Genomic DNA, 20,459 nt, shown 5'->3' with positions numbered 1-20,459 from the left:
GCGTGGGTCAGGCGGCCTTGGGGCGCAGCAGGAAATGGCCGAGCGCGGGCAGCAGGATCAGCGCGCCGAGCATGTTCCAGATGAACATGAAGGCGAGCAGGATGCCCATGTCGGCCTGGAACTTGATCGGCGAAAACGCCCAGGTCGCCACCGCGATGCCCAGCGTGACGCCGGTCAGCACCACCACCTTGCCGGTGAAGGTGAGCGCCTTGTAGTAGGCCTCGGACAGACTCATGCCGTCGCGCATGCGCGCCAGCGTCACCGTCATCACGTACAGCGCGTAATCCACGCCGATGCCGACGCCGAGCGCGATCACCGGCAGCGTCGCCACCTTCACGCCGATGTTGAGCCACACCATCAGCGCCTCGCACAGCACCGAGGTCAGCGCCAGCGGCAGCACCGCGCACAGCACCGCCCGCCACGAGCGGAAGGTGATGAAGGCAAGCACCGTGACCGCCGCATACACCAGCAGCAGCATCTCGCGGTTGGCCTGGCGCACCACGATGTTGGTCGCGGCCTCGATGCCGGCGTTTCCGGCGGCATTCAGATAGCGCACTTCGCCGTTGCCGTACTGCGCGGCGAAGGCCTCCACCGCGTCGACCACGCTCGCCAGCGTGTCCGCCTTGTGGTCCTTGAGGTAGGCGTAGACCGTGAGCAGGTCGCAGTTCTGGTTGAACATCTCGCGCGGCGCGCGGGTGATGATGGCGTTGAGCACGCCCTGCGAGCGCGGCACTTCGTACCACTTCAGGCTGCCTTCGTTCATGCCGGCGGCCGACACCTTGGCCAGCCCGGCGAGCGACTTGGTCGATTCCACCCCCGGCAGCTGCTGCAGCGCCAGTTCCAGCGCATCCACGCCCATCAGCGTGTCGTAGGCGGCGCAGCCGTACTGGGGCGTCTTCACCATGACGATGTACACATCGCTGCCGGCGGCGTAGTTGGCGACGATGTAGCTGTTGTCGCGGTTGTAGCGGGAATCCGCCCGCAGCTCCGGCGCGCCGGGGTCGGTGTCGCCGATCTTGAGCTGGAAGCTGAGCACCAGACCCGCAACGCCCATCACCGCCGCCACGGCCACCGCAATGCCCGCCCACTTGCGCTGGGTGAAGAGGTCGAGGAAGGCCCAGAACGGATGCTTGCGATGCGCGCTGTCCGCCGCCTCCATCAGCTCCGCCTTCAGGCTGCGGCGCGCGGCTTCCGGGCTGACCCCGGTGTAGGACAGCAGGATGGGCAGCAGCACCAGGTTGGTGAAGATCAGCACCGCCACGCCGATGCTGGCGGTGACCGCGAGGTCCTGGATCACCTGGATGCGGATCACCATCAGCACCGCGAAACCGACCGCGTCCGCCAGCAGCGCGGTGACGCCGGCGAGGATCAGGCGGCGGAAGGTGAAGCGGGCGGCGACCAGCTTGTGGGTGCCGCGGCCGATGTCCTGCATGATGCCGTTCATCTTCTGCGCGCCGTGGCTCATGCCGATGGCGAACACCAGGAAAGGCACCAGCACCGAATACGGATCCAGCTCATAGCCCAGCGTCGGCAGCAGCCCGAGCAGCCACACCACCGCCACCACCGAGCACGCCACCACCAGCACGGTGCTGCGCACGCAGCGGGTGTACCAGTACAGCACCGCGGTGCAGATGCCGATGGCGAGCAGGAAGAACAGCGCCACCTGGCGCAGGCCGTCGATCAGGTCGCCGACCACCTTGGCGAAGCCGGTGATGTGGATGCGCACATGCTGGCCGTCGTAGCGCTGGCGCAGCTCTTCCAGGCGCTGGCCGAGGTCGCCGTAGTCGATGCGGCCCGTGCCGTCGGCGCGCGCTTCCTGCAGCGGCACCAGGATGATGCTGGAGGCGAAGTTGCCCGCCACCAGCTGGCCGATCTCGCCGGAGCGTTCGACATTGAGCCGCACCTGCTCGACGCTTTCGGCCGAGCCGTCGTAGTCGTCCGGGATCACCGGCCCGCCGTCCAGCCCGTCTTCGGTGACGCCGGTCCAGCGCACGGCCGGCGTCCACAGCGACTTCATGAAGGGCCGGTCCACCTCCGGGAACAGGAACAGCTCGTCGGTGATCTTGCGCAGGGTGTCGAGGTATTCCGGCGTGAAGATGCTGCCGTCGGTGCTTTCCACCGCAATCCGCAGCGTGTTGCCGACGCCGGCCAACTGGGCGCGGTTGTCGAGGAAATTGGCGATGTAGGCGTGCTGCGTCGGAATCATCTTCTCGAACGCGGCGTTGAGCCGCAGGCCGCCGATCTGCCACGCCAGCAGCAGCGTCGCCAGCGCGCACAGCGCGACGACCACCAGGCGATGGTTGAACAGCAGGCGCTCGATGCGCGAACCGGACTCGCGGTCGAAGTCTTCGAGGCGCATCACCACGGCATCGGCCGCGCCGGTATGACTGGGGTTCATCACTTGCCTTCCGTACTGGAATCAATCGGGGCGAGGCGCAGCGGGCCGCGCACGCTGGCCATCACCAGGGTTTTGTCGGCGCCCTCGGCGAGCGCGGTGAAGCGCGGCCCGGCGCTGGCCGGCAGTTCGTCGAAGCGGGCGCCGCCGTCGCTGCTGCGCAGCAGGCGGCCGGCCTCGTCCACCAGCACCAGCGCGCCGTCGGCGAGCCGCGTGCCGGCGACCACCGATTCGCCGCGGCCGGTGTTCACCTTGGTCCACGTGGCGCCGGGCGCCGGCTGGTGGAAAAGGTTGCCGCGCAGGCCGAACACCACCGCGCCGTCGCCGGCAAGCAGCGCGCCGAAGAAGGTGCCGTTGTAGGGCGAGGCGAGCGGCGCGAAGCTGGCGCCGCCGTCTTCCGACGCGAACATCGCGCCCTGCTCGCCCACCACCAGCAGGCGCGCACCCTGGCGGGCGATGGCGTAAAGATGGCGGCCGCGCGGGTCGCCGATGCGGTCCATGATCGAGTGCCAGCTGCGGCCGCCGTCCTCGGTCGCCAGCGCCAGGCCGTAGGCGCCGACCACGAAGCCGCGCTGCGCATCGACGAAATGCACGTCGAGCAGCGGCTTGTCGGGGCCGTCGTCGACGAGGCGCTGCGCATCCGCCAGCCGGCGCGCGCTGGCGGCATCGCCCGCGGCGGCGGCCTGCGCCGCTTCCAGCACGCGCTGCGCCGCCTGGCGGCCGTCGAGCTGGCGCGCCCAGGTCTTGCCGCCGTCGGCGCTATGCAGCACCACCCCGCCGTGCCCCACCGCCCAGCCGTGCTGCGCATCGGCGAAGTGCACATTCGTCAGCGCCACGCTCACCGGCACCGCGTCGGCCTGGCGCCAGCGCGCGCCGTTGTCGTCGGACAGCAGCACGGTGCCGCGCTCGCCCACCGCCACCAGGCGGTCGCCGGCGCGGGTGATCGCCAGCAGCAGCGCGGTGTTGGCGCGCGGCGAGCTGGCCGCCGGCCGTTCGAGCAGATCGAAGCGCGCGGCGGATGGCGCTTCCGGGGCGGCCGCGTGCAGCGGCGGCAGCGTCAGGCCGAGGGCGAGCAAGACCGCCCCGACCCGCCGCCCGGTAGAGATTCTGGTGTTCATGATGTCGTGTTCCCTGGCGCCGGCGATGGCCGGCTCAGCGCGGCGTCCGCGGCCGCCGACGGGCCGCGGAGGGACCGCTGAAGCAGACAGGATCAGCGCACGGCCTCGGCCGCGACCGCATCCCCGGTGAAGTAGTTTTCGCTCTTGCGCGGCACCACGCGGAAGTCCTCGCCGTTGAGCGCCTGGATCACGCTCATGGTGCCGGCCTGCAGGTTGAACACGGTGGCGGTCTTGATCAGCGTGGCCGGCACGCTCGGCACCACGAAGGGCGTTACCTGGGTGGTGCGCCACAGCTTGCCCTCGGCGTCGTAGCCGTCCATCAGCAGCAGCAGCCAGCTGTCCTCGTCGAAGTAGAAGCGGCGCTTGGGCACGGCGTGGCGCTTGCCGGAAGCGACCGTGGCTTCCACCTCCCACACCCGGTGCAGCTCCCAGCGCACGTGGTCGGGGTTGAGGTGGTGCTTGGCGATGGCGTCGTCCAGCTTCGCGCCGATCAGGCCGTTGGTGTTGTACGGCACGTACATCTCTTTCTTGCCGACGATCTTCCAGTCGTAGCGGTCCATCGCGCCGAAGAAGCCCTGCACCTCGTCGAAGTAGTTGGCGCCGGAGGCGACGAAGTCGGGCGTGTCGTAGGCCACCGTGGGCGCACGCCGCACGCGGCGCTGGCCGACCAGGTACTGCCAGGCCTGGCGGGGGTTGGCCGGGTCGATGGTGTCGCGGATGACCAGCGACTCGCCGGCCTTGAACGGAGGCTCCAGCGTGTTGAAGCGGAACATCGCGTACTCGCCCGACCAGCGCTCCGGCGCGCCGTCCTTGTAATAGAACGGGTACTGGAAGGCGATGTCGTTGCGCGTCGCCAGCGTGTGGCTGCCGTCGGCGTTGCCGACGATGTTCTTGAAGCGGTACTCGATGGACTCCGCCTCGACCCGCATCAGGTAGTTCCAGATGACCTCGGCGCCGTCCTTGGGAATCGGAAACGGCGTGCCGCCGAAGCAGCCTTCCAGCGAGCGCTTCTCGTCCTTCAGCGAACAGCGGGTGGCGTTCTTGAAGGCGTTGTCATACACATGCTGGGGCGCGGCGGCGGTGCGCTGGGTCGGGTAGACGTCGACGCGGAAGCTGTCCGGGTACTTGGCGAGCAGCAACCGGGTGCCCTCGCTGAGCTTGTCGGCGTACTGGGCGGCGTTCTTCGCGCTGATCTGCAGCAGCGGCTTCTCGTTGGCGAGGAACTGCGTCGGGATGTCGCCGAGCTTGTTGCCGGCCACCGGCTTGGTCTGGCCGCCGTTCCAGGCGGGAATGCTGCCGTCCTTGTTGCCGGCGCGCTCTCCGCCCAGCGGCGTCAGCGTGGTCTTGAGGGCGGCGGCCTCGGCCTCGGTCACCGCGGCCTGGGCCTGCGGTGCGATTGCGAGCAGTCCGCCAATGGCGATGCACAGCATCTTTATGCGCAACATGGTCGTGTCTCCAGTCGTTGTAGTCGTGTTCAGAACGTGCGCTGCACGGAGAGCGAGATGAAGTCGCGGTCGCCGTGGAAGTTCTGGTAGGAAAGCTCCGGCACCGCGGTGTTGTAGCGGATCACCGAACCGGCGGAGCCGATGTAGTGCGTGTAGTTCACGCTGGCCTGCCAGGTCTTCTGGTAGTCGCCCTTCACCCCGATGGAGATGTTGCCGCCGTGCTCCGAGGGGAACAGCGCGCCGTTGACCGAGCTGCGCCCGGAGATGCCGTAGCTCACGCCGATCGGCACCTGCAGGTCCAGCCCCGGCACCACCTGGAAGTACTCCGGCTGGAAGATGAACTGCACCGCGCTGGCGTCGCGGGTGGCGCGCGGATCGAGCTGGTCGGCGTTCTTGCTGATCGACAGCCGGCGGTTGAAGGCGAACTCGCCGATGAAGGAGGCGCCGTCCCACAGCGGGCTGGCACTGAGCACGCTGAGTGCCGACAGGTTGAGGTGCATGGTTTTGCCGACCGGGTAGGCGGCGCGGCTGTCGCCGTTTGCGGTGGCGTTGCCCGGCATGATCACCGTGTTGCCGCTCGCCACCAGCGGCATGTTGTCGCGGAAGGAGAGTTCGCCCGCCACATTGGTGTCGCCCAGCAGGGTGCTGAAGCTCGCACCCACCATGCGGATGTTCTCGCCGAAGACCTGCACGTAGTCGCCGATGCTGCCGGCGCGCGCATTCACGCCGGGGCGCACGTAGAACTGGGGCATCTTGTCGTGGTAGCGCGCGGCGTAGAAGCCGAACTCGGTGTCGTCCAGCTTCAAGCGCAGCTGCACGCCGCCCTGCCCCGAATCCCGCGCCTCGATGTCCTTGCCGCGGAAGGCGGCGACGCCCGGCCCGAGGATCAGCGATTCGCCGCCCTCGTCGACGAAGTCGGCAAAGCTGAAGTAGCTGCCCGCCGCCGGCAGGCGCGTCTTGCGCCATTCGAACTGGTAGTAGGCGCCAAGGGTGACGTTCGGGTTGATCTGCACCTGGCCGGAGATCTGCCCGATCGGCCGCAGGATCTCCTTGAACTGCGAATTGGGCACCGACAGCGCCTTGATGAGGTCGAGCGAGGTCTGCGCCGCGGCGATGCCGTTGGAACCGAAGAACAGGCTCTCGCCGTAAAGCTGGGTGAAGCGCCCGGCCTTGACGTTCACATTCATGTCGCCCGGGCTGAGGTTGGCGTAGGCGAAGGCGTCCAGCACCTCGGCCTTCTGACCGTGCAGCTTGCGGGTGGAACGGGTGAATTCGTCGTAGTCGGCCGAGCGCGAGTTCACCAGCGCGCCGCCGAGGGCGCCGGGGTTGTCGTTGCTGCGGTGATAGACGCTGTCGTACCAGCCGGCGCCACTCAGGCGAAAGCCGTAATCGCGCTTGTAGCGGAAGTCGAGTTCGGTCAGCAGGTCGAGCCGGTTGGAGATCAGCCCGCGCCCGAAGTTGAGATCGCCGTCGTTGGTGTTGGCCTGGGTGCCGATCGAGTTGTCGGCCACGTTGCGATCGGCGCCGGTCACCCGCCACGCGGCGCTGTACTTCACCGTGTTGTCCCAGCGCAGCACCACGTCCGGATTGCCGGTATCGATGGTCGCGGCCCCCGCGGCCGCCGGCAGCAGCCCGCCGAACGCGACGGCCAGGGCCTGGACCAGACGGCTGCAACGGACCACGCCCGGACGGACGGCCTGCCTTGATTCAAACGCCATGTCTTCCTCCTGTAGTTTTTTTGCTGATGGCGACGAGGACGGAGAGCCGCGTGGACTTTCTCCTTCCCCTTCAAGGGGAAGGCGGGGATGGGGATGGGGTTGGAGCACTCGCGGCGCCTGACCCCATCCCCACCCCAACCCTCCCCTTGAAGGGGAGGGAGTCAAAACCGCAGCCAAACCACTTCACCCCAACCTTCATCACCATCAGTTCGTTCTTGCCGACCGGGCCCCGCCTTTCCCGCGAGCCCCGGCCGCCATGAGGAAAAATTACCGGCGTGCCTCATTACCGTCCAATACCAATTCAAGGCTCGCGTAATACCTTCGCGGTATGATCAATCTCCACGCCCCACCCAACCGGAACCCCGCTCATGGATATCCGCCAGCTCCGCTACTTCATCGCCGTCGCTGAGGAGGCGAACATCGGGCGGGCCGCCACCCGGCTGCACATGTCGCAGCCGCCGCTGACGCGCCAGATCCAGCAACTGGAAGAAGAACTCGATACCCAGCTCTTCGTGCGCACGCCGCGCGGCATGGAGCTGACCCAGGCGGGCACGCTGTTCCTGGCCGAGGCGCGCAACATCCGCGCGCTCATCGAACAGGCCACCGAGCGCACCCAGCGCGCCGGGCAGGGCAAGCTCGGGCGGCTGGACGTGGCGATCTTCGGCTCGGCCATCCTCGACCGCATCCCCAAGCTGATCCTGAATTTCCGCAACGAATACCCGGACGTGAACGTGGTGCTGCACACCATGACCAAGGCCGAGCAGATCTCGGCCTTGCGGCAGAACCGCATCACCGTCGGCTTCAACCGCATGCTCGCGCCGCTGCCGGACATCCGCAGCGAGGTGATCGCCACCGAGTCGCTGCTGCTCGCGGTGAACCTCAACGATCCGCTGGCGGCGCAGCCCGCGCTGCCCTTCGAAGTGCTCGCGCGGCGCCCGGTCATCCTGTTCCCCTCCGGCGCGCGGCCCAACTTCGTCGACAAGGTGCTGGCGCTGTGCGAAGCGCGCGGCTTCCTCCCCGAAGTCGCGCAGGAGGTGGGTGACGCGGTCACCGGCGTGGCGCTGGTGGCCAGCGGCTTTGGCGTGTGCATGGTTCCGGAATCGGCAACGACGCTGCAGTACCCGGGCGTGGTCTATCTCCCCTTCGAGGACGCGCCCGCCGAGGCCCGGGTGGACCTCAGCTGCATCTACCGCGCGGACGACCATTCGCCGATCCTGTCGACCTTCCTCGCATCCATCCGCGCTACCTCGGCGGCATTGCAGGACGCGGCGGCGGCCTGATGCGGCCGATGCTGCAACCCTGCCACCCCTCCCCTGCACCGGCCGCCCGGGCGGCACGCCGCAGGCGTATTCACCCCTCGCGGATTAGGGTTTGCGGCAGTGCAGCAATTTTGCCCGCCTGCTGTACACTCGCGCGCTGCCGCCGGAGGCGCCTCCCTCGTTCGCCAACGGTGACATATCCCAAACCAGCAGCCTGGCTGCGCATAACAAGGATGCCCCTATGCATTTCGACATCGTGATCGTCGGCGGTGGTGCCGGTGGCCTGGAACTCGCCGCGAAGCTCGGCCGTAAACTCGGCCCGCGTCTTGGCCGCGAACGGGTACTGCTGGTGGACCGCGCGGTATTCCACATCTGGAAACCGACCTTGCACGAAGTCGCCGCGGGCACGCTGGATGCGCACCAGGAAGGGCTGTCCTACACGGTGCTGGCGCGCCGCAACCACTTCAGCTTTGCGCTGGGCGAACTCAGTGCGCTCGATACGGAACGGCGCCTGATCACGCTGGGCGAGACCCGCGACGAGCGCGGCGAAGTGCTGGTGCCGACGCGCACCGTCAGCTTCACCCGGCTGGTGCTGGCGATGGGCAGCGGCTCCAACTCCTTCGGCACGCCGGGCGCGGACAACGCCTACGTGCTGGAACACGCCAGCGACGCCCAGCGCTTCCACGCCAAGCTGCTGGCCGCGTTTGCGCGCGCCTCCTTCTCCGCCGAGAAGACGCTGGCGGTGGCGATCGTCGGCGGCGGCGCCACCGGCGTGGAGTTGTCGGCCGAACTGATCGAAGCGCACAACGAACTGCTCGAAGGCCTGGGCAGCGAACAGCGCTTCCGCCTCGACATCGCGCTGGTGGAAGCCGGCGACCGCATCCTTGCCGGCCTGCCGCCGCAGATTTCGGCGCAGGCGCGCCTGGCGCTGGAGCGCAAGAACGTGCGCGTGCTCACCGGCACCCGCGTCACCGAAGTGCAGCGCGACCGGCTGGTGACCACCGCGGGCGAGATTCCCGCCTCCATCATCGTGTGGGCCGCGGGCATCAAGGCCGCCGACGCCAACCGCGGCTTCGGGCTGGAAACCAACCGCATCAACCAGTTCGTGGTGAACGACCGGCTGGAGACCTCGGTGTCGGGCGTCTATGCGCTGGGCGACTGTGCCGCCTGCAAATGGGAAGGCGACAAGCTGGTGCCGGCGCGCGCCCAGGCCGCGCACCAGCAGGCCGACTACCTCACCGCGGTGCTGCTGGCCGCGCTCAACGAAGGCCGGGTGGATGCGCCCTTCGTCTATCGCGACTTCGGCTCGCTGGTGTCGCTGGGCGAGAACAAGGGCATCGGCAACCTGATGGGCGGGCTGTCGGGCCGCAACTTCTTCGTCGAGGGCCTGATCGCGAAGTGGATGTACATGTCGCTGCACCTGATGCACCACCGCGCCATCCTCGGCATCGGCAAGACCGCGGTGCTGGCGCTGGCGCGGCTGCTGCAGCAGCGCGTGTCCGGCCGGCTCAAGCTGCACTGAGAGCGGCCGCCACGCTCGCCGCGTTGGCGAAGGGTCGGCTCGGCACGGCCGACCCGCTCAGCGGCTCCGGGCGGCCGGGCGCCACCGCGGTTGCACAGGCTCAGGCCGCGCCCGGTTTGCCGGCGCGCCGCCGGCGGTAGTCCGGCAGCGCCAGCGACCGCCACAGATACCACGCGGCCACCGTGCGATACGGGCTGCATACCAGCCCGGCGCGCGCCATCTCCTTGCGGCCCGGCATCTCGTCCAGCGACTTCAGGTGGCGGTAGCCCTCGCGCACGCCGAAGTCGTCCACCGGCAGCACGTCGATCCGTTCCAGCGTGAAGATCAGCAGCATCTCCACCGTCCAGCGGCCAATGCCGCGCAGTTCCACCAGGCGGGCGATCAGCGCCTCGTCGTCCATCGACACCGCATCCGCCCGGCTCGGCACCAGGCCGCTCAGCGTGCCCTGCGCGATGCCGTGGATGGTTTCGATCTTGCGGGCGGAAAAGCCGCAGCCGCGCAGCGCGTCGAAGCCGGTCGCGAGCAGTTGTTCCGGTTGGGGAAACGCGCTGTCTGGATAGAGCGCCAGCAGGCGGCCGATGATGCGGTCGCCCACGCTGGTGGCGAGCTGCTGGTAGGCGACAGCGCGCACCAGCGCCTCGTAAGGTTCGCGGGCCGGCTTGGGTTGCAGCAGGCAGGGGCCGACCGCGGCCACCAGGCGCGCCCAGTCAGCGTCGATGCCGGCCAGGTGCGCGGTGGCCTGCTGGTACAGCTCGGCCTTCGCGCGCGGTAGGGTGTCGGGTGTATCCATCAGCCGGGATGCGAACTCGGGCCTTCATGATGCCCGCTGCTTGCCGGAGCGGGCATCCCGTTTCCTGCTGTCGAATCCGGATTCGGCTGCAACGGCTTCCCCGCCGCCTCGCCGCTTCAGCGCCTGCCCTCGCCCGCGCCCATCGGCATCGTCGCCAGGCCTTGCGGCGGGGCGCCGGTGGTTTCGGCCATCAGCGTCTGCACCTGGCGCAGGTGTTCCAGCACGGCCGGCAAGGTGTCCTTGGCGAGATGCTGGACCGCGGCGTCCTGCCCGGAGCCGATTTCCCATTCCAGCAGCTGCACCGTCTTCTGGTGGTCGACCAGTTGCGTCTCCAGGTAGGCGGCATCGAAGGCGCGGCCCGACAGCGACTCCAGCCGCTGGCGCGCGGCCTGCTGGTCGGGCTGGGGCGTGGTCGGCGCCGGCAGCCGGCGGTCGCGGGCCAGCCGGTCCAGCTTTTCGCGGGTGGCGGAGTGGTCCTCCGTCATCTGCCGCGCGAAGGCCTGCACGCGCGGGTTGGAGGACTTGGTCAGCGCGAGGTGGCCGGCCTCCACTTCGCCCAGGTTGCCCATTGCGGCGAGCTTGAGGAAGAGGCGGTCCTGCGGATTGGTTTCCCCTGGCGCGGGCGTGCCGGGGCGGGCTTCGGCGGTGGCGGGATCGGTCATACCGGGGTTGCCAAGCTGCGCGCGGGCCGGCAGCGCCACGAGCGCAAGCGCGGCCAGCGCGAGGATGGAGCGGGTGTGCATGGTGGTCTCCTCAGAGCGTCAGCATGTAGGCGACGAGGGCGTCCTTTTCCTGCTGCGTGAGCTTGAGGCCGAGCACCAGGTTGAAGAACTCCACGGTATCGGCCAGCGTGGGCAGGCGGCCGTCGTGCAGGTAGGGCGGCGAATCCTTGATGCCGCGCAGCGTGAAGGTCTTGATCGGGCCGTCGGGCAGCGCGACCTGGTCATTCACCGTCTTGCCCACCTTGTAGAAACGTTCCAGCTTGAGGTCATGCATGCGGTCGTCCAGGAAGTGCGGCGGGGTGTGGCACTCGGCGCAGCGGCCCTTGCCGTTGAAGATGCGCTCGCCGGCCAGTTCCTGCGCGGTGGCCTTTTCCGGAATCAGGCGGCCGGTCACGTCCAGCTTGGGCGCGGGCGGAAAGTCGATGATGTTCTGCATCTGCGCCATCATCGCCACCTGGTTGGGGCGGTCGGGCAGATGCACGCCCTTGCGCGTGGCGCTGACGTGGTCGCCGTTGAAGTAGGCGGTGCGCTGCTCGAACTCGGTGAAATCCTCCACCGAGCGCAGCGAGCGTTTGGAACCGTGGATCTGCTGGTTGAACATGCCGCGCAGGCTGGTCGTGTCCAGCCGGAAGCGGGCGGACTGCGGGCGCACGTCGGGCGTCAGGTGGAACGCCGCGTTCGTGTGGAAGTTGGTGTGGCAATCCAGACAGGCCACGCCCATGCTCGGCTCGGCCACCTTGCGGTCCTCGGTCTGGTTGAACTCTTCCTGCGGGAAGGGCGTGAGCAAGAGGCGCAGCCCCTCCATCTGCACCGGCGTGATGATGCCGTTCATGATTTCGTAGAAGTTGCGCAGCGACAGCACCTGCCCGCGCGACACGTCGCCCAGTTCCGGATGCGTGGTCAGGAAGATCGGCGGCGGAAACTCCGGCGTCAGGTGGTCCGGCAGGTCCAGATCGACATCGAAGCGGCGCAGGTCGCGCTGCTCCAGGCGGGCGATGGCGTCGATCTGGCCTTGCGGAAACACCTGGCCGCCGGTGGCCTGCTTCACGTGCGGCAGCGGGCGGAAGCCCTGCGGCAGCAGATCGCGGTCACGGATCTCCTCGGCGCTGAGGCCGGCGAGGCGATCCCAGCTCATGCCGCCGCCCAGCTTCACCCGCGCCCCGCCCTGCACCGCCTTGCGCCCGCCGGACATCATCGCGCCCGGCTGCGGACGGTCGGACAGGTCGTAGCGTTCGTTCAGCAACGCGGCCTGGCGCTTCATCACCTCGGCCTTCTGCTGCTCGTCCATCCGCTTCACTTCGGAAAACGGCTGGGTCGGCAGCGGCCGATAGGTGGCGTCGGGCGGCAAGGGATCTGCCTGCGCGCCCGTGGTGAACGCAACGACGGAAAGAACGAGCAATGTCGGTCTGTACATGATGGAAGCCTCCCTGAGAACCCGCTGAGCCGCAGGCGCAATGCCCGGCCTGCGCCGCGGATGCGCTTCCTGCAAGCGGTGTTCCCGTCCGCCATATGTCGTTGGCGTCGATGCCGGTGTACTTCCATTGCAGAAACAGGAAATCCCGTTACGTCGGATGCAGATATTGCGCGCCTGGCCATCGCCCGACTCGCGCATCGGGCGGGCGCGGACCCAACCGCCCGGGCTCGCCGAAGGTCATACGAAGCCCTTGCCTTTCGTATGGTCATGGATAGAATGCGAATAATTCGCAATATCACTACAATTCGTTACAGCCAGCAAGGCATCGACAGCCCAGCCAGCCAACAACTGACTTCCGGACGCTGTCATCGTGCCTTCCTTTCGCCTGAAATCCCTCTGCCTGCTCGTCGCGGGCGCCTGCTCCCCTGCCCTGGCCCAGACCACCACGGCCGATTCCACTGCGCTTTCCGAGGTACTCGTGGTCGGCCAGCGCGATGCCCAGATCGAACGCAAGCACTCGGAGATCCAGAAGATCGTCATCTCCGAGACCGAGATCGAACGCTACGGCGACGCCACCGTCGGCGAGGTGCTGCGGCGCCTGCCCGGCATGACCTTCACCGGGCCGGCCGGCGTCACCAAGGACATCCGCATGCGCGGGCTGGACAAGGGCTATACCCAGTTCCTGATCAACGGCGAACCGGTGCCCGCGGCCAAGAAGGAGCGCCAGATCCAGGTGGACCGGCTGCCGGCGGACATGATCGAGCGCATCGAGATCATCCGTAACCCGAGCGCGCTGTACGACGCCAACGGCATCGGCGGCACGGTGAACATCGTGCTCAAGAACCGCGCCGACGGAATCACCCGCCTGCGCGCGGCCTACGGCCGCAATGGCGACATGGAGGTGGGCGACGTGGTGGCGCAGTGGTCGCGCCGCTTCGACGACCTCGACGTGTTGCTCGCCGTTTCGCACACCGTCGGCGCCGAGGATGTGGACGAAGACAAGATCGCCTACAACCCCAACGGCACCGTGAAGCAGGTCGACCTCAAGGAGAAGCCGGTACGCAAGGACGAAACCCTGTTCGCACCGCGCTTCGTATGGCATTTCGGCGACGACCGGCTGACGCTGGAACCCTTCGTTTCCAAGGGCAGCGAGCGCAAGGACGAGCCGACCACCACCTACAACGCCAGCGGCGCGGTCACCAAATCCACCGACAAGGACGAGGACAAGACCGACACCATCAGCCGCATGGCGATGCGCTACGACGGCAAGACCGGCTGGGGCGACTGGTTCGTGAAGGCCGGCGTGCAGGAAGCGGAAGAAAAGAAGGACGCCACCACCTACGAGTACCGGGCCAACGGCACCCTCAGCAAGACCACGCTGGAAGACGAAACCCTGCGCGAACGGGGCGTCTATGCCGGCACCGGGCTCAGCCTCGCCCTCGGCGGCGGCCACCGCCTCTCCGCGGGCCTCGAGTGGCGCGACGGCGACTACCGCAACCGCAAGACCAAGACCGAGAACGGCGCCGACAAGTCCGACGCCAAGGACCGCTTCGACATCGACGAAACCCGGCTGATCGCCTATCTGCAGGACGACTGGCGCATCAACGCCGACCATGCGCTGACGCCCGGCGTCCGAGTCGAACGCATCTCGCGCGAATCGACCGACAGCAACGGCGTCAGCCGCAAGAACGATCTCACCGGCACCAATCCCTCGCTGCACTACCGCTGGGGGGTGGTGGAAGACCTCAACCTGCGCGCCAGCGTCGCGCGGACCGTCAAGCTGCCCAAGTTCGACGAACTCAACCCCTTCCTCAAACTCGAGAGCGGCGTCTACAAGGGAGGCAACCCCGACCTCAAACCGGAAACCGCGCTCGGCTACGAACTCGGTCTGGAGCACTACTTCTGGGGCAACCGCGGCGTGGTGGGGCTGAATTTCTACCGCCGCGATGTGGACGATTTCATCCAGAAGGAAGAACGGCTGGAAGGGGCACTCCGGGTGGAACGTCCCTACAACGTCGGCGAAGCCCGCTTCTGGGGCGCCGAACTCGACTGGCGCATCCCTCTGCTGCGCAGCGGCGCCCACGAGCTGACGATCACCGGCAACCACAGCGAAATGCGCGGCCGGGTGAAGGTGGCCGGCGTGCCGGGCACCAGCGAGGTCAAGGACATGCCGCCGCGCGTCACCAACCTCGGGCTCGACTGGCTGCATCGGCCGACGATGTGGGCCGCGGGCTTCAGCGTGAATTACCAGCCGAACTTCACCACCGACGGCGTCAATGCCGACGGCGTGCGCGAGATCAAGCGCCGCGAGGCCGCTACCCAGCTCGACCTCTACCTGGGCAAGACCATCAGCGCGGAGGCCGAACTGCGGCTGATCGCCAAGAACGTGCTCGCGGTCGACAAGGAAGAGGAAACCACCAAGTACACGAGGGCCGGCGCCCTCAGCAGCCACGAGTGGAAGGTGGAGCATTCCCGGCCGATGCTGATGGTCACCCTGGAAAGCCGCTTCTGACCCACCGACGCTAAAGGAGTCTTCGATGAAGCTTCGTTTCGACAGCCGCAAGTGGCATATCTGGGTCAGCGTCATGCTCGCGCTGCCCATCCTCGTCGTCGCCGTCACCGCGGTGTTCATCGCCCACAGCAAATCGCTGCGCCTCGCCGAAATCCCGGTGGCGGCCGGCTGGCTGCCCGGTTATGGCGGCGGCGAGGCGGCCAAGGTGCAGAACGAAGCACGCGCCACCCTGTTCACCCGTGGCGGCACGCACTACGTCGGCACCACCGGCGGGCTCTACCGGCTCGAGCAGGGACGTCTGGTGGCCGAACCGGGCTTCGCCGGCAACCAGATCCGCGGCCTCGCCGAGGCGGACTGGGGCCTCGTCGCCGCCACCAGGCAGGGCGTGTGGGTGGCGCGCGACGGCCAGTGGCAGCGGATGCGTGGCGGCGACGCCTGGAGTGCGGCCACCCGCGCCGACGGCAGCGTCGTGGTGGCGGTCAGGGACGAAGGCCTGCTGGTCAGCGCCGATGGCAGCCAGTGGCAGGCGGACACCGCTGTCATGCCGGCACTGGCGGCACTCCAGGGCGAGGGCGGCACCGATACGGTCACGCTGGCCCGGCTGGTGATGGATCTGCACACCGGCAAGGCCCTGCTCGGCAAGAACCTCGAATGGCTGTGGATCGACCTCGTCGGCCTGGCGATGACGCTGCTGTCGCTGACCGGCGTCTACATGTGGTGGCGCGGAGAGCGCCGCAAACGCGCGTTGCAGGCCAACCGCGGCGCGGCCCCTTCGCCCGCAGCCGCCGCCGCGCAGGCATGAAAGCGGTTGCGCTGGCGCTCGCGGCGCTTGGTCTCGCGGGCCTCGCCTTCATCGCCTTTCTGCTGGTGGACGGACTGCGCGCGGTGTACCAGCGGCGGCGGGAAGAACGGCGCCAGCGCCCGCTCCGGCTGGTGGTCCGCAGCCGCGAGGAAGTCGGCGGGGAACTGCTCCGGCTCACGCTCGCCCATCCGCGCCGGCGCCCCCTGCCGGTCTTCGAAGCCGGCCAGCACCTGATGATGACGGCCCCCGCCGGCCGCGGTGGCGGCGCGATACGACGGGCCTACTCGCTGGCCGCATGGCATCCGCGGCCCACTTGGTACGAACTCGGCATCAAGCGCGAAGCGCAGGGCGCGATGTCGTCGTGGGCCTGGAATGCGCTGCTGCCGGGTGCAGTTGTGGATGTGTCGCCGCCGCGCGGCGACTTCGTGGTCGCCGATGACGAGCTCGATCTGGTGCTGATCGCCGGCGGCATCGGCATCACGCCGATGCGCGCCATGCTGCATGCCAGCCTCGCGCGCCCGCGCGCTCGCCGCATCGTGCTGCTGCACGCCGCGCGCCACGCCGGCACGCTGCTCTACCGCGGCGAGTTCGAGAGCCTGGCCTCGCTGAATCCGCACTTCAGCTACCTGCCGATCGTCTCCCGTCCCGATGGGTTCTGGCGCGGCGAGCGCGGCCGGCTGGACGCGCACCGGGTGCTCGCCGCCGTGCCCACGCCGCAACAGGCGCGCTTCTACCTGTGCGCCGGGCAGGCGCTGATGGAAGACCTGGGCGGCGGCCTCATCGCCGCCGGCATCGACCCCGCGCGCATCCACAGCGAAGCCTTCGGCGCCGCCAGCGCGGCCGGCGGCCACGGCCAGGTGATCACGCTCGAGGACGGCCGCCGCATCGACACCGCCGGCGAGCCCAGCCTGCTCGCCACGCTGGAAGCCCACGGCTGCGCACCGCCCTCCGATTGCCGCGCCGGCAGTTGCGGCGAATGCCGGATGCGGCTGGACGCCGGCGCGGTGCGCTGGCTGATGGCCCCGGCCTGCGCGGTAGCGGACGGCGAGATACTGCCCTGCATCTGTCGGGCCGCGGGCGACCTGCGGCTACGTGCCGCGTGACTGCCGGCACCTACACCGGCTTCGCCACCATCAGCCAGAAGATCGCGACGAAGGCGAAAAAGGCCGGCACGCCGAGCGCGAACCAGCCGCGAAACACGCGCCAGTAGGCAGGCGGCAGCGGATCGCCGGCTGCCGCGGCGGCGTGGGCGATGTCGCGCAGGCGCATCTGCAGATGCACCACCGGCAGCCAGCACGCGATTGCGAGCCCGTACAGCCAGTAGGACTTCACCAGCCAGCCGCTGTCGGGCGGAAAGCCCGCGGCGCGGATCAGCAGGTAGCCGGTCAGCGGTTGCAGCAGCGCAGTGGTGGCGGTGAACAGCCAGTCCGCCAGCACCACGTGGCGCGCCACGGTGGCGACCACCGCGGGGTCGCGCTCCAGCGTGGCGCGCAGCAGGTAGTACGCGCTGCCGATGCCGGTGCCGAACAGCAGCGTCGAGGACAGGATGTGGGCCCACTTCAGCAGTTGATAGTCCATCGCGACCTCAATCCGGCTCGGTCTCGTACAGCAGCCACAGCGCCGCCAGCAGCGGCAGGTTCTTGGTCAGCGGGCCGTAGGGGTGGAGCCAGAACTCCGGCAGCTTCCAGCTGATGATCAGCGTGTAGGCGGCGATCAGCGCGGCTTGCGCCGCCCACACCCGGCGCCGCTGCCACGAGGTGAAGCACAGCACGCCCAGCACCAGATCCAGCACCGCCGCGCCGTACAACGCCAGCAGCCGCAGGCCCTCGGGCACGCCGGCGCGCGCCAGCAGTTCCAGGCTGGCAGCCACCGGGTAGAGGCCGAAGGAAACGAGCGCGGTCGCGATCCACATCACGCCGATCGTCGCCCGTAGCAGCGGCAGCAGCCACGCCAGCCGGGCGCGCTGGGCGAATCCCCCGGCCCACGGGCGCGGCACGAACTCGCTCACCGCGCGCGGCGCCTCGCCCAGCAGCGCGGTGAGCGGTGCGGGGTCGCCGACATTGCCGCGCTCCAGCATGTCCAGCGCGTCCTCGTCCAGCGGCGCCTTGGGCCACCAGCGCGCCAGCACCGCAACCCGGCGCGCGAGCGCGATGGGCACCGGCAGCACGCGCAGCGGCCGGCGGATGCCCATCGCCCGGCGCAGGCTGGCAAGGTAGCTGCGCAGGCACAGGGGCGCCGGCCCCACCACCGCCAGACGGCGCGGCGGCGCCGCCGCCGCCACCAGGCGCGCGACCGCTTCCACCAGATCATCCACATGCACCGGCTGGATGCGCTGCCGTCCGCCGCCCGGCAGCGCCACCACGGGCATGCTGGCGAGCGAGGCGAACAGCGCGGTGCTGGCCCCGGCCCCACCGAACACCAGCGAAGGCTGCACCACGGTGGCTTCCAGCGGCAGCGCCAGCAGATGGTCGTCGGCCGCGCGCTTGCTCAGGTGATAGGCGCTGGCGGCACCGGCGTCGGCGCCCAGGGCGGAAATCTGCAGCACGCGCCGCACGCCGGCCTCGACACAGGCATCGAACAGCGCACGGGGCGCCGCGCGGTGCAGCAGGTCGAAGCGCTGGTCGCCCTGTTCGCGCAGGATGCCCACCGCGTTGATCACGACCTCCACCCCGACCAGCATCTCGCGCCACGCATCGGCGGTGGTCGCGTGCCGGTAATCCAGCGGAAAGTAGGCCGGCCCCGGCCGGCGAGCCACCGCGGCCACCGGATCGCGCACGGCGCAGCGCAACTGGTGGCCCTCGCGCAGCAGGCGGTCGACGATGCTGCCGCCGAGAAACCCGGTGGCGCCGGTCACGAGCACGTTCACGGTACGCACCCCGCCGTGCTGCACTTTCTTACAGACCGCGCGCGGCGCCGGAGGCATCGTTGAGGCAGCCCTGATGACCCGGGAGAATCCCCATGATGCCGATTGCCGAGACACTGGCCCGTGCCGCGGTTTCCGGAAGCTGCGCGAGCGTCGCCTCCGCGGTGGCCCTGGTGGCCGGCGGACAGCGCGACTGCGCGAGCTGCCTCGCCCCGATCAACGCCGTCAGCCACTGGGTGTGGCGCGAGCGCGCGCTGTACCAGCAGGACGGCTCGCTGCGCTACACCGTGCCGGGTTATCTCATCCATCATTCCATGTCCGTGTTCTGGGCCGTCACCTACGAAGCCCTGCCCCGCCCAGCGGAACGTCCGCGCCCGGCGCTGTGGGAAATCGCCGCGGGGCTCGGCGTCGCCGCCCTCGCCTGCCTGGTCGACCTGCGCCTGACGCCGCAGCGCCTCACCCCCGGCTTCGAACGCCGCCTGGGCGCAGGTTCGTTGCTGGCGGTGTATGCATTGTTCGGCCTCGGCCTTGCGCTGCCGCGCCTGCTCGGCCGCCGCCGCGCCGGCGGCACGCCGATTGCAGCCCGCCCTGCTGAATCCACACAGCCCACGGGGGAGGACGCATGGACACGCTGGACGAACTCGCCGACTTCATGAAGCGCCACCACCTGCTGCTGGTCACCGCCGAATCGTGTACCGCGGGGCTGATTGCCGCCCACCTGGCCGACGTGCCCGGGGCGGGCGAACTGCTCGACTGCGCCTTCGTCACCTATTCCACCGAAGCCAAGGCGCGCTGCCTCGAGGTCGATTTCGGCACCATCGCCCGCCACGGCCTCAGCAGCGAGGCGGTGGCCGCCGAAATGGCGCGCGGCGCACTGCGCCACAGCCGGGCCAACGTCGCCATCGCCAACACCGGCGTGGCGGACAACGCCGGCGACGGCAGCACGCCGCCGGGAACCCAGTGCTTTGCCTGGGCCTATCGCCGCGCCGACGGCGGCGACCAGGCCGAAGTGTTTACCGAAACCCGTCGTTTTCACGGGGACCGCAACGCCGTTCGCGAGGCCGCGGCCGAGTACGCGCTGCTGCGCATCCCGCATTACTGCGCCCCGCGCGGCGGCGCCTGAACGCTGTCCTGACGGCGCCACCGCGACGGCCCCGGCTCAAGGCCGCGACTCCTTCGCCGGCGGGGATTCCACCGGCGCCTTGCGCGGCGTCACCGCGGGCGGATCGCTCGCGGGAAAGCTCTCTTCCATCGATTCGTCGATCAGGTCTTCCTCGTGCGCGGGCGTGGGCTTCGGCGTGCTGACATCGGTGCCGGGGTCGATCTTCTTCGGTGTGGGTTGGGTATTCATCCTCGTCTCCTTGCGCTTCTTGCGCTCCATGCGGGCGCGCCGGCTGCGGATTGCCGCCATGCGTCGCGCCCAGTCTTCGTCCGGGCCGTTGGCCGCCACCTCCAGCCGGTACAGCGCCGCCAGCACCAGCCACGCCAGCGCGGCGGCGGTGACCGCGGTGGCGAAACGGCCGAGGCCGGCGGCCACGCCGATCGCCGCGGTCATCCAGATGCCCGCCGCGGTGGTGAGGCCGAAAATGCTGTGCTCATGCGCCTGCTTCAGGATGGCGCCGGCACCCAGAAAACCGATGCCGGTGACCAGCCCCTGCACCACCCGCGACAGCGCGTCCGGGTCCATGCCCGCCTCGGCCGAGGCGGTCACCACCAGCGCCGACCCCATCGCCACCAGGATGTGGGTGCGCAAGCCCGCGGCCTTGCCGGCGCGCTCGCGCTGGTAGCCGATCAAGGCGCCACAGGCCAGCGCCACCAGCAGCCGCACCAGCGAGCGCAGGCTGCGCCCGCCGTCGCCGAAGCCCGCCGCCAGTTCGGTGGCAATCGCGTCCATGGCGC

General features: G+C 69.2%; 17 protein-coding genes. 7 read left to right on the top strand and 10 right to left on the bottom strand.

The window, feature by feature from the left end:
- Nucleotides 1–7: 7 nt before the first annotated feature.
- From dqs_RS09770 to dqs_RS09755, 4 genes are all read right to left on the bottom strand, one after another.
- Nucleotides 8–2,398, bottom strand: coding sequence for an efflux RND transporter permease subunit (locus dqs_RS09770; RefSeq protein ID WP_065340342.1), 2,391 nt, complete (start codon nt 2,396–2,398; stop codon nt 8–10).
- Complete coding sequence (locus tag dqs_RS09765) at nt 2,398–3,513, bottom strand: WD40/YVTN/BNR-like repeat-containing protein (RefSeq protein ID WP_065340341.1); 1,116 nt, start codon at nt 3,511–3,513, stop codon at nt 2,398–2,400. The genes dqs_RS09770 and dqs_RS09765 overlap by 1 nt, the downstream gene beginning before the upstream one ends.
- Before the next feature lie 92 nt (nt 3,514–3,605).
- Complete coding sequence (locus dqs_RS09760; protein ID WP_065340340.1) at nt 3,606–4,958, bottom strand: DUF1329 domain-containing protein; 1,353 nt, start codon at nt 4,956–4,958, stop codon at nt 3,606–3,608.
- Between the two features lie 29 nt (nt 4,959–4,987).
- A complete protein-coding gene (locus dqs_RS09755; RefSeq protein ID WP_065340339.1) occupies nt 4,988–6,676 on the bottom strand; it encodes a DUF1302 domain-containing protein in 1,689 nt (562 codons plus the stop codon).
- 368 nt (nt 6,677–7,044) lie between these two features.
- Here dqs_RS09755 and dqs_RS09750 point away from each other — a divergent pair, with 368 nt between their 5' ends.
- Nucleotides 7,045–7,956 carry a LysR family transcriptional regulator gene (locus tag dqs_RS09750; RefSeq protein WP_065340338.1) on the top strand — a complete coding sequence of 304 codons (912 nt, stop codon included), beginning with the start codon at nt 7,045–7,047 and terminating at the stop codon, nt 7,954–7,956.
- Between the two features lie 220 nt (nt 7,957–8,176).
- Nucleotides 8,177–9,457, top strand: coding sequence for an NAD(P)/FAD-dependent oxidoreductase (locus tag dqs_RS09745; protein WP_065340337.1), 1,281 nt, complete (start codon nt 8,177–8,179; stop codon nt 9,455–9,457).
- A gap of 100 nt (nt 9,458–9,557) precedes the next feature.
- Here dqs_RS09745 and dqs_RS09740 read toward each other — a convergent pair whose 3' ends face one another.
- From dqs_RS09740 to dqs_RS09730, 3 genes are all read right to left on the bottom strand, one after another.
- On the bottom strand, nt 9,558–10,247 hold the full coding sequence (locus dqs_RS09740; protein ID WP_065340336.1) for a DNA-3-methyladenine glycosylase family protein: 690 nt from the start codon (nt 10,245–10,247) through the stop codon (nt 9,558–9,560).
- Between the two features lie 116 nt (nt 10,248–10,363).
- Nucleotides 10,364–10,990: a DUF4142 domain-containing protein gene (locus dqs_RS09735; RefSeq protein WP_065340335.1), complete on the bottom strand. Its 627-nt coding sequence runs from the start codon at nt 10,988–10,990 to the stop codon at nt 10,364–10,366.
- Nucleotides 10,991–11,000: 10 nt separating this feature from the next.
- Nucleotides 11,001–12,383 (bottom strand): cytochrome B6, encoded by a 1,383-nt coding sequence (locus tag dqs_RS09730; protein ID WP_065340334.1) that lies wholly within the window; start codon nt 12,381–12,383, stop codon nt 11,001–11,003.
- Between the two features lie 370 nt (nt 12,384–12,753).
- On the opposite strand from dqs_RS09730, the gene dqs_RS09725 reads away from it, so the two are divergent.
- Genes dqs_RS09725 through dqs_RS21230 form a run of 3 tightly spaced genes read left to right on the top strand, consistent with a single transcriptional unit; the run spans nt 12,754 to nt 16,800 of the window.
- Complete coding sequence (locus tag dqs_RS09725) at nt 12,754–14,895, top strand: TonB-dependent receptor plug domain-containing protein (RefSeq protein ID WP_065340333.1); 2,142 nt, start codon at nt 12,754–12,756, stop codon at nt 14,893–14,895.
- A gap of 25 nt (nt 14,896–14,920) precedes the next feature.
- Nucleotides 14,921–15,697 carry a PepSY domain-containing protein gene (locus dqs_RS09720; RefSeq protein WP_011765562.1) on the top strand — a complete coding sequence of 259 codons (777 nt, stop codon included), beginning with the start codon at nt 14,921–14,923 and terminating at the stop codon, nt 15,695–15,697.
- Nucleotides 15,694–16,800: a 2Fe-2S iron-sulfur cluster-binding protein gene (locus tag dqs_RS21230; RefSeq protein WP_065340332.1), complete on the top strand. Its 1,107-nt coding sequence runs from the start codon at nt 15,694–15,696 to the stop codon at nt 16,798–16,800. The genes dqs_RS09720 and dqs_RS21230 overlap by 4 nt, the downstream gene beginning before the upstream one ends.
- 10 nt (nt 16,801–16,810) lie before the next feature.
- Here dqs_RS21230 and dqs_RS09710 read toward each other — a convergent pair whose 3' ends face one another.
- The gene (locus dqs_RS09710; protein ID WP_011765560.1) at nt 16,811–17,275 is read right to left on the bottom strand and encodes a DUF2269 family protein; all 465 of its coding nucleotides are present in this window, start codon (nt 17,273–17,275) and stop codon (nt 16,811–16,813) included.
- Between the two features lie 7 nt (nt 17,276–17,282).
- A complete protein-coding gene (locus tag dqs_RS09705) occupies nt 17,283–18,563 on the bottom strand; it encodes an SDR family oxidoreductase (RefSeq protein WP_236778747.1) in 1,281 nt (426 codons plus the stop codon).
- A 92-nt stretch (nt 18,564–18,655) separates the two neighbouring features.
- Here dqs_RS09705 and dqs_RS09700 point away from each other — a divergent pair, with 92 nt between their 5' ends.
- Both dqs_RS09700 and dqs_RS09695 read left to right on the top strand, forming a co-directional pair.
- Complete coding sequence (locus dqs_RS09700) at nt 18,656–19,216, top strand: hypothetical protein (protein WP_065340330.1); 561 nt, start codon at nt 18,656–18,658, stop codon at nt 19,214–19,216.
- On the top strand, nt 19,183–19,683 hold the full coding sequence (locus dqs_RS09695) for a CinA family protein (RefSeq protein WP_065340329.1): 501 nt from the start codon (nt 19,183–19,185) through the stop codon (nt 19,681–19,683). Before dqs_RS09700 ends, dqs_RS09695 begins: the two co-directional genes overlap by 34 nt.
- Nucleotides 19,684–19,719: 36 nt before the next feature.
- On the opposite strand, the gene dqs_RS20975 is transcribed toward dqs_RS09695, so the two are convergent.
- Entirely contained in the window at nt 19,720–20,454 is a 735-nt protein-coding gene (locus dqs_RS20975; RefSeq protein WP_011765556.1) for an MgtC/SapB family protein, read from the bottom strand.
- Nucleotides 20,455–20,459: the final 5 nt, after the last annotated feature.

Origin of the sequence: Azoarcus olearius, assembly GCF_001682385.1 — a bacterium.
GTDB lineage: Bacteria > Pseudomonadota > Gammaproteobacteria > Burkholderiales > Rhodocyclaceae > Azoarcus > Azoarcus olearius.
Note: the sequence above shows the minus strand (reverse complement) of the source record. Positions and strands in the feature narration are given on the sequence as shown.

What these genes read in the sequence shown, in the direction of transcription:
- dqs_RS09720 (WP_011765562.1), top strand. Translation starts at nt 14,921, where the DNA reads ATGAAGCTTCGTTTCGACAGCCGCAAGTGGCATATCTGGGTCAGCGTC.
- dqs_RS09740 (WP_065340336.1), bottom strand. Translation starts at nt 10,247, where the DNA reads ATGGATACACCCGACACCCTACCGCGCGCGAAGGCCGAGCTGTACCAG.
- dqs_RS09760 (WP_065340340.1), bottom strand. Translation starts at nt 4,958, where the DNA reads ATGTTGCGCATAAAGATGCTGTGCATCGCCATTGGCGGACTGCTCGCA.
- dqs_RS21230 (WP_065340332.1), top strand. Translation starts at nt 15,694, where the DNA reads ATGAAAGCGGTTGCGCTGGCGCTCGCGGCGCTTGGTCTCGCGGGCCTC.
- dqs_RS09765 (WP_065340341.1), bottom strand. Translation starts at nt 3,513, where the DNA reads ATGAACACCAGAATCTCTACCGGGCGGCGGGTCGGGGCGGTCTTGCTC.
- dqs_RS09745 (WP_065340337.1), top strand. Translation starts at nt 8,177, where the DNA reads ATGCATTTCGACATCGTGATCGTCGGCGGTGGTGCCGGTGGCCTGGAA.
- dqs_RS09750 (WP_065340338.1), top strand. Translation starts at nt 7,045, where the DNA reads ATGGATATCCGCCAGCTCCGCTACTTCATCGCCGTCGCTGAGGAGGCG.
- dqs_RS09735 (WP_065340335.1), bottom strand. Translation starts at nt 10,990, where the DNA reads ATGCACACCCGCTCCATCCTCGCGCTGGCCGCGCTTGCGCTCGTGGCG.
- dqs_RS20975 (WP_011765556.1), bottom strand. Translation starts at nt 20,454, where the DNA reads ATGGACGCGATTGCCACCGAACTGGCGGCGGGCTTCGGCGACGGCGGG.
- dqs_RS09695 (WP_065340329.1), top strand. Translation starts at nt 19,183, where the DNA reads ATGGACACGCTGGACGAACTCGCCGACTTCATGAAGCGCCACCACCTG.
- dqs_RS09710 (WP_011765560.1), bottom strand. Translation starts at nt 17,275, where the DNA reads ATGGACTATCAACTGCTGAAGTGGGCCCACATCCTGTCCTCGACGCTG.
- dqs_RS09770 (WP_065340342.1), bottom strand. Translation starts at nt 2,398, where the DNA reads ATGAACCCCAGTCATACCGGCGCGGCCGATGCCGTGGTGATGCGCCTC.
- dqs_RS09700 (WP_065340330.1), top strand. Translation starts at nt 18,656, where the DNA reads ATGATGCCGATTGCCGAGACACTGGCCCGTGCCGCGGTTTCCGGAAGC.
- dqs_RS09730 (WP_065340334.1), bottom strand. Translation starts at nt 12,383, where the DNA reads ATGTACAGACCGACATTGCTCGTTCTTTCCGTCGTTGCGTTCACCACG.
- dqs_RS09755 (WP_065340339.1), bottom strand. Translation starts at nt 6,676, where the DNA reads ATGGCGTTTGAATCAAGGCAGGCCGTCCGTCCGGGCGTGGTCCGTTGC.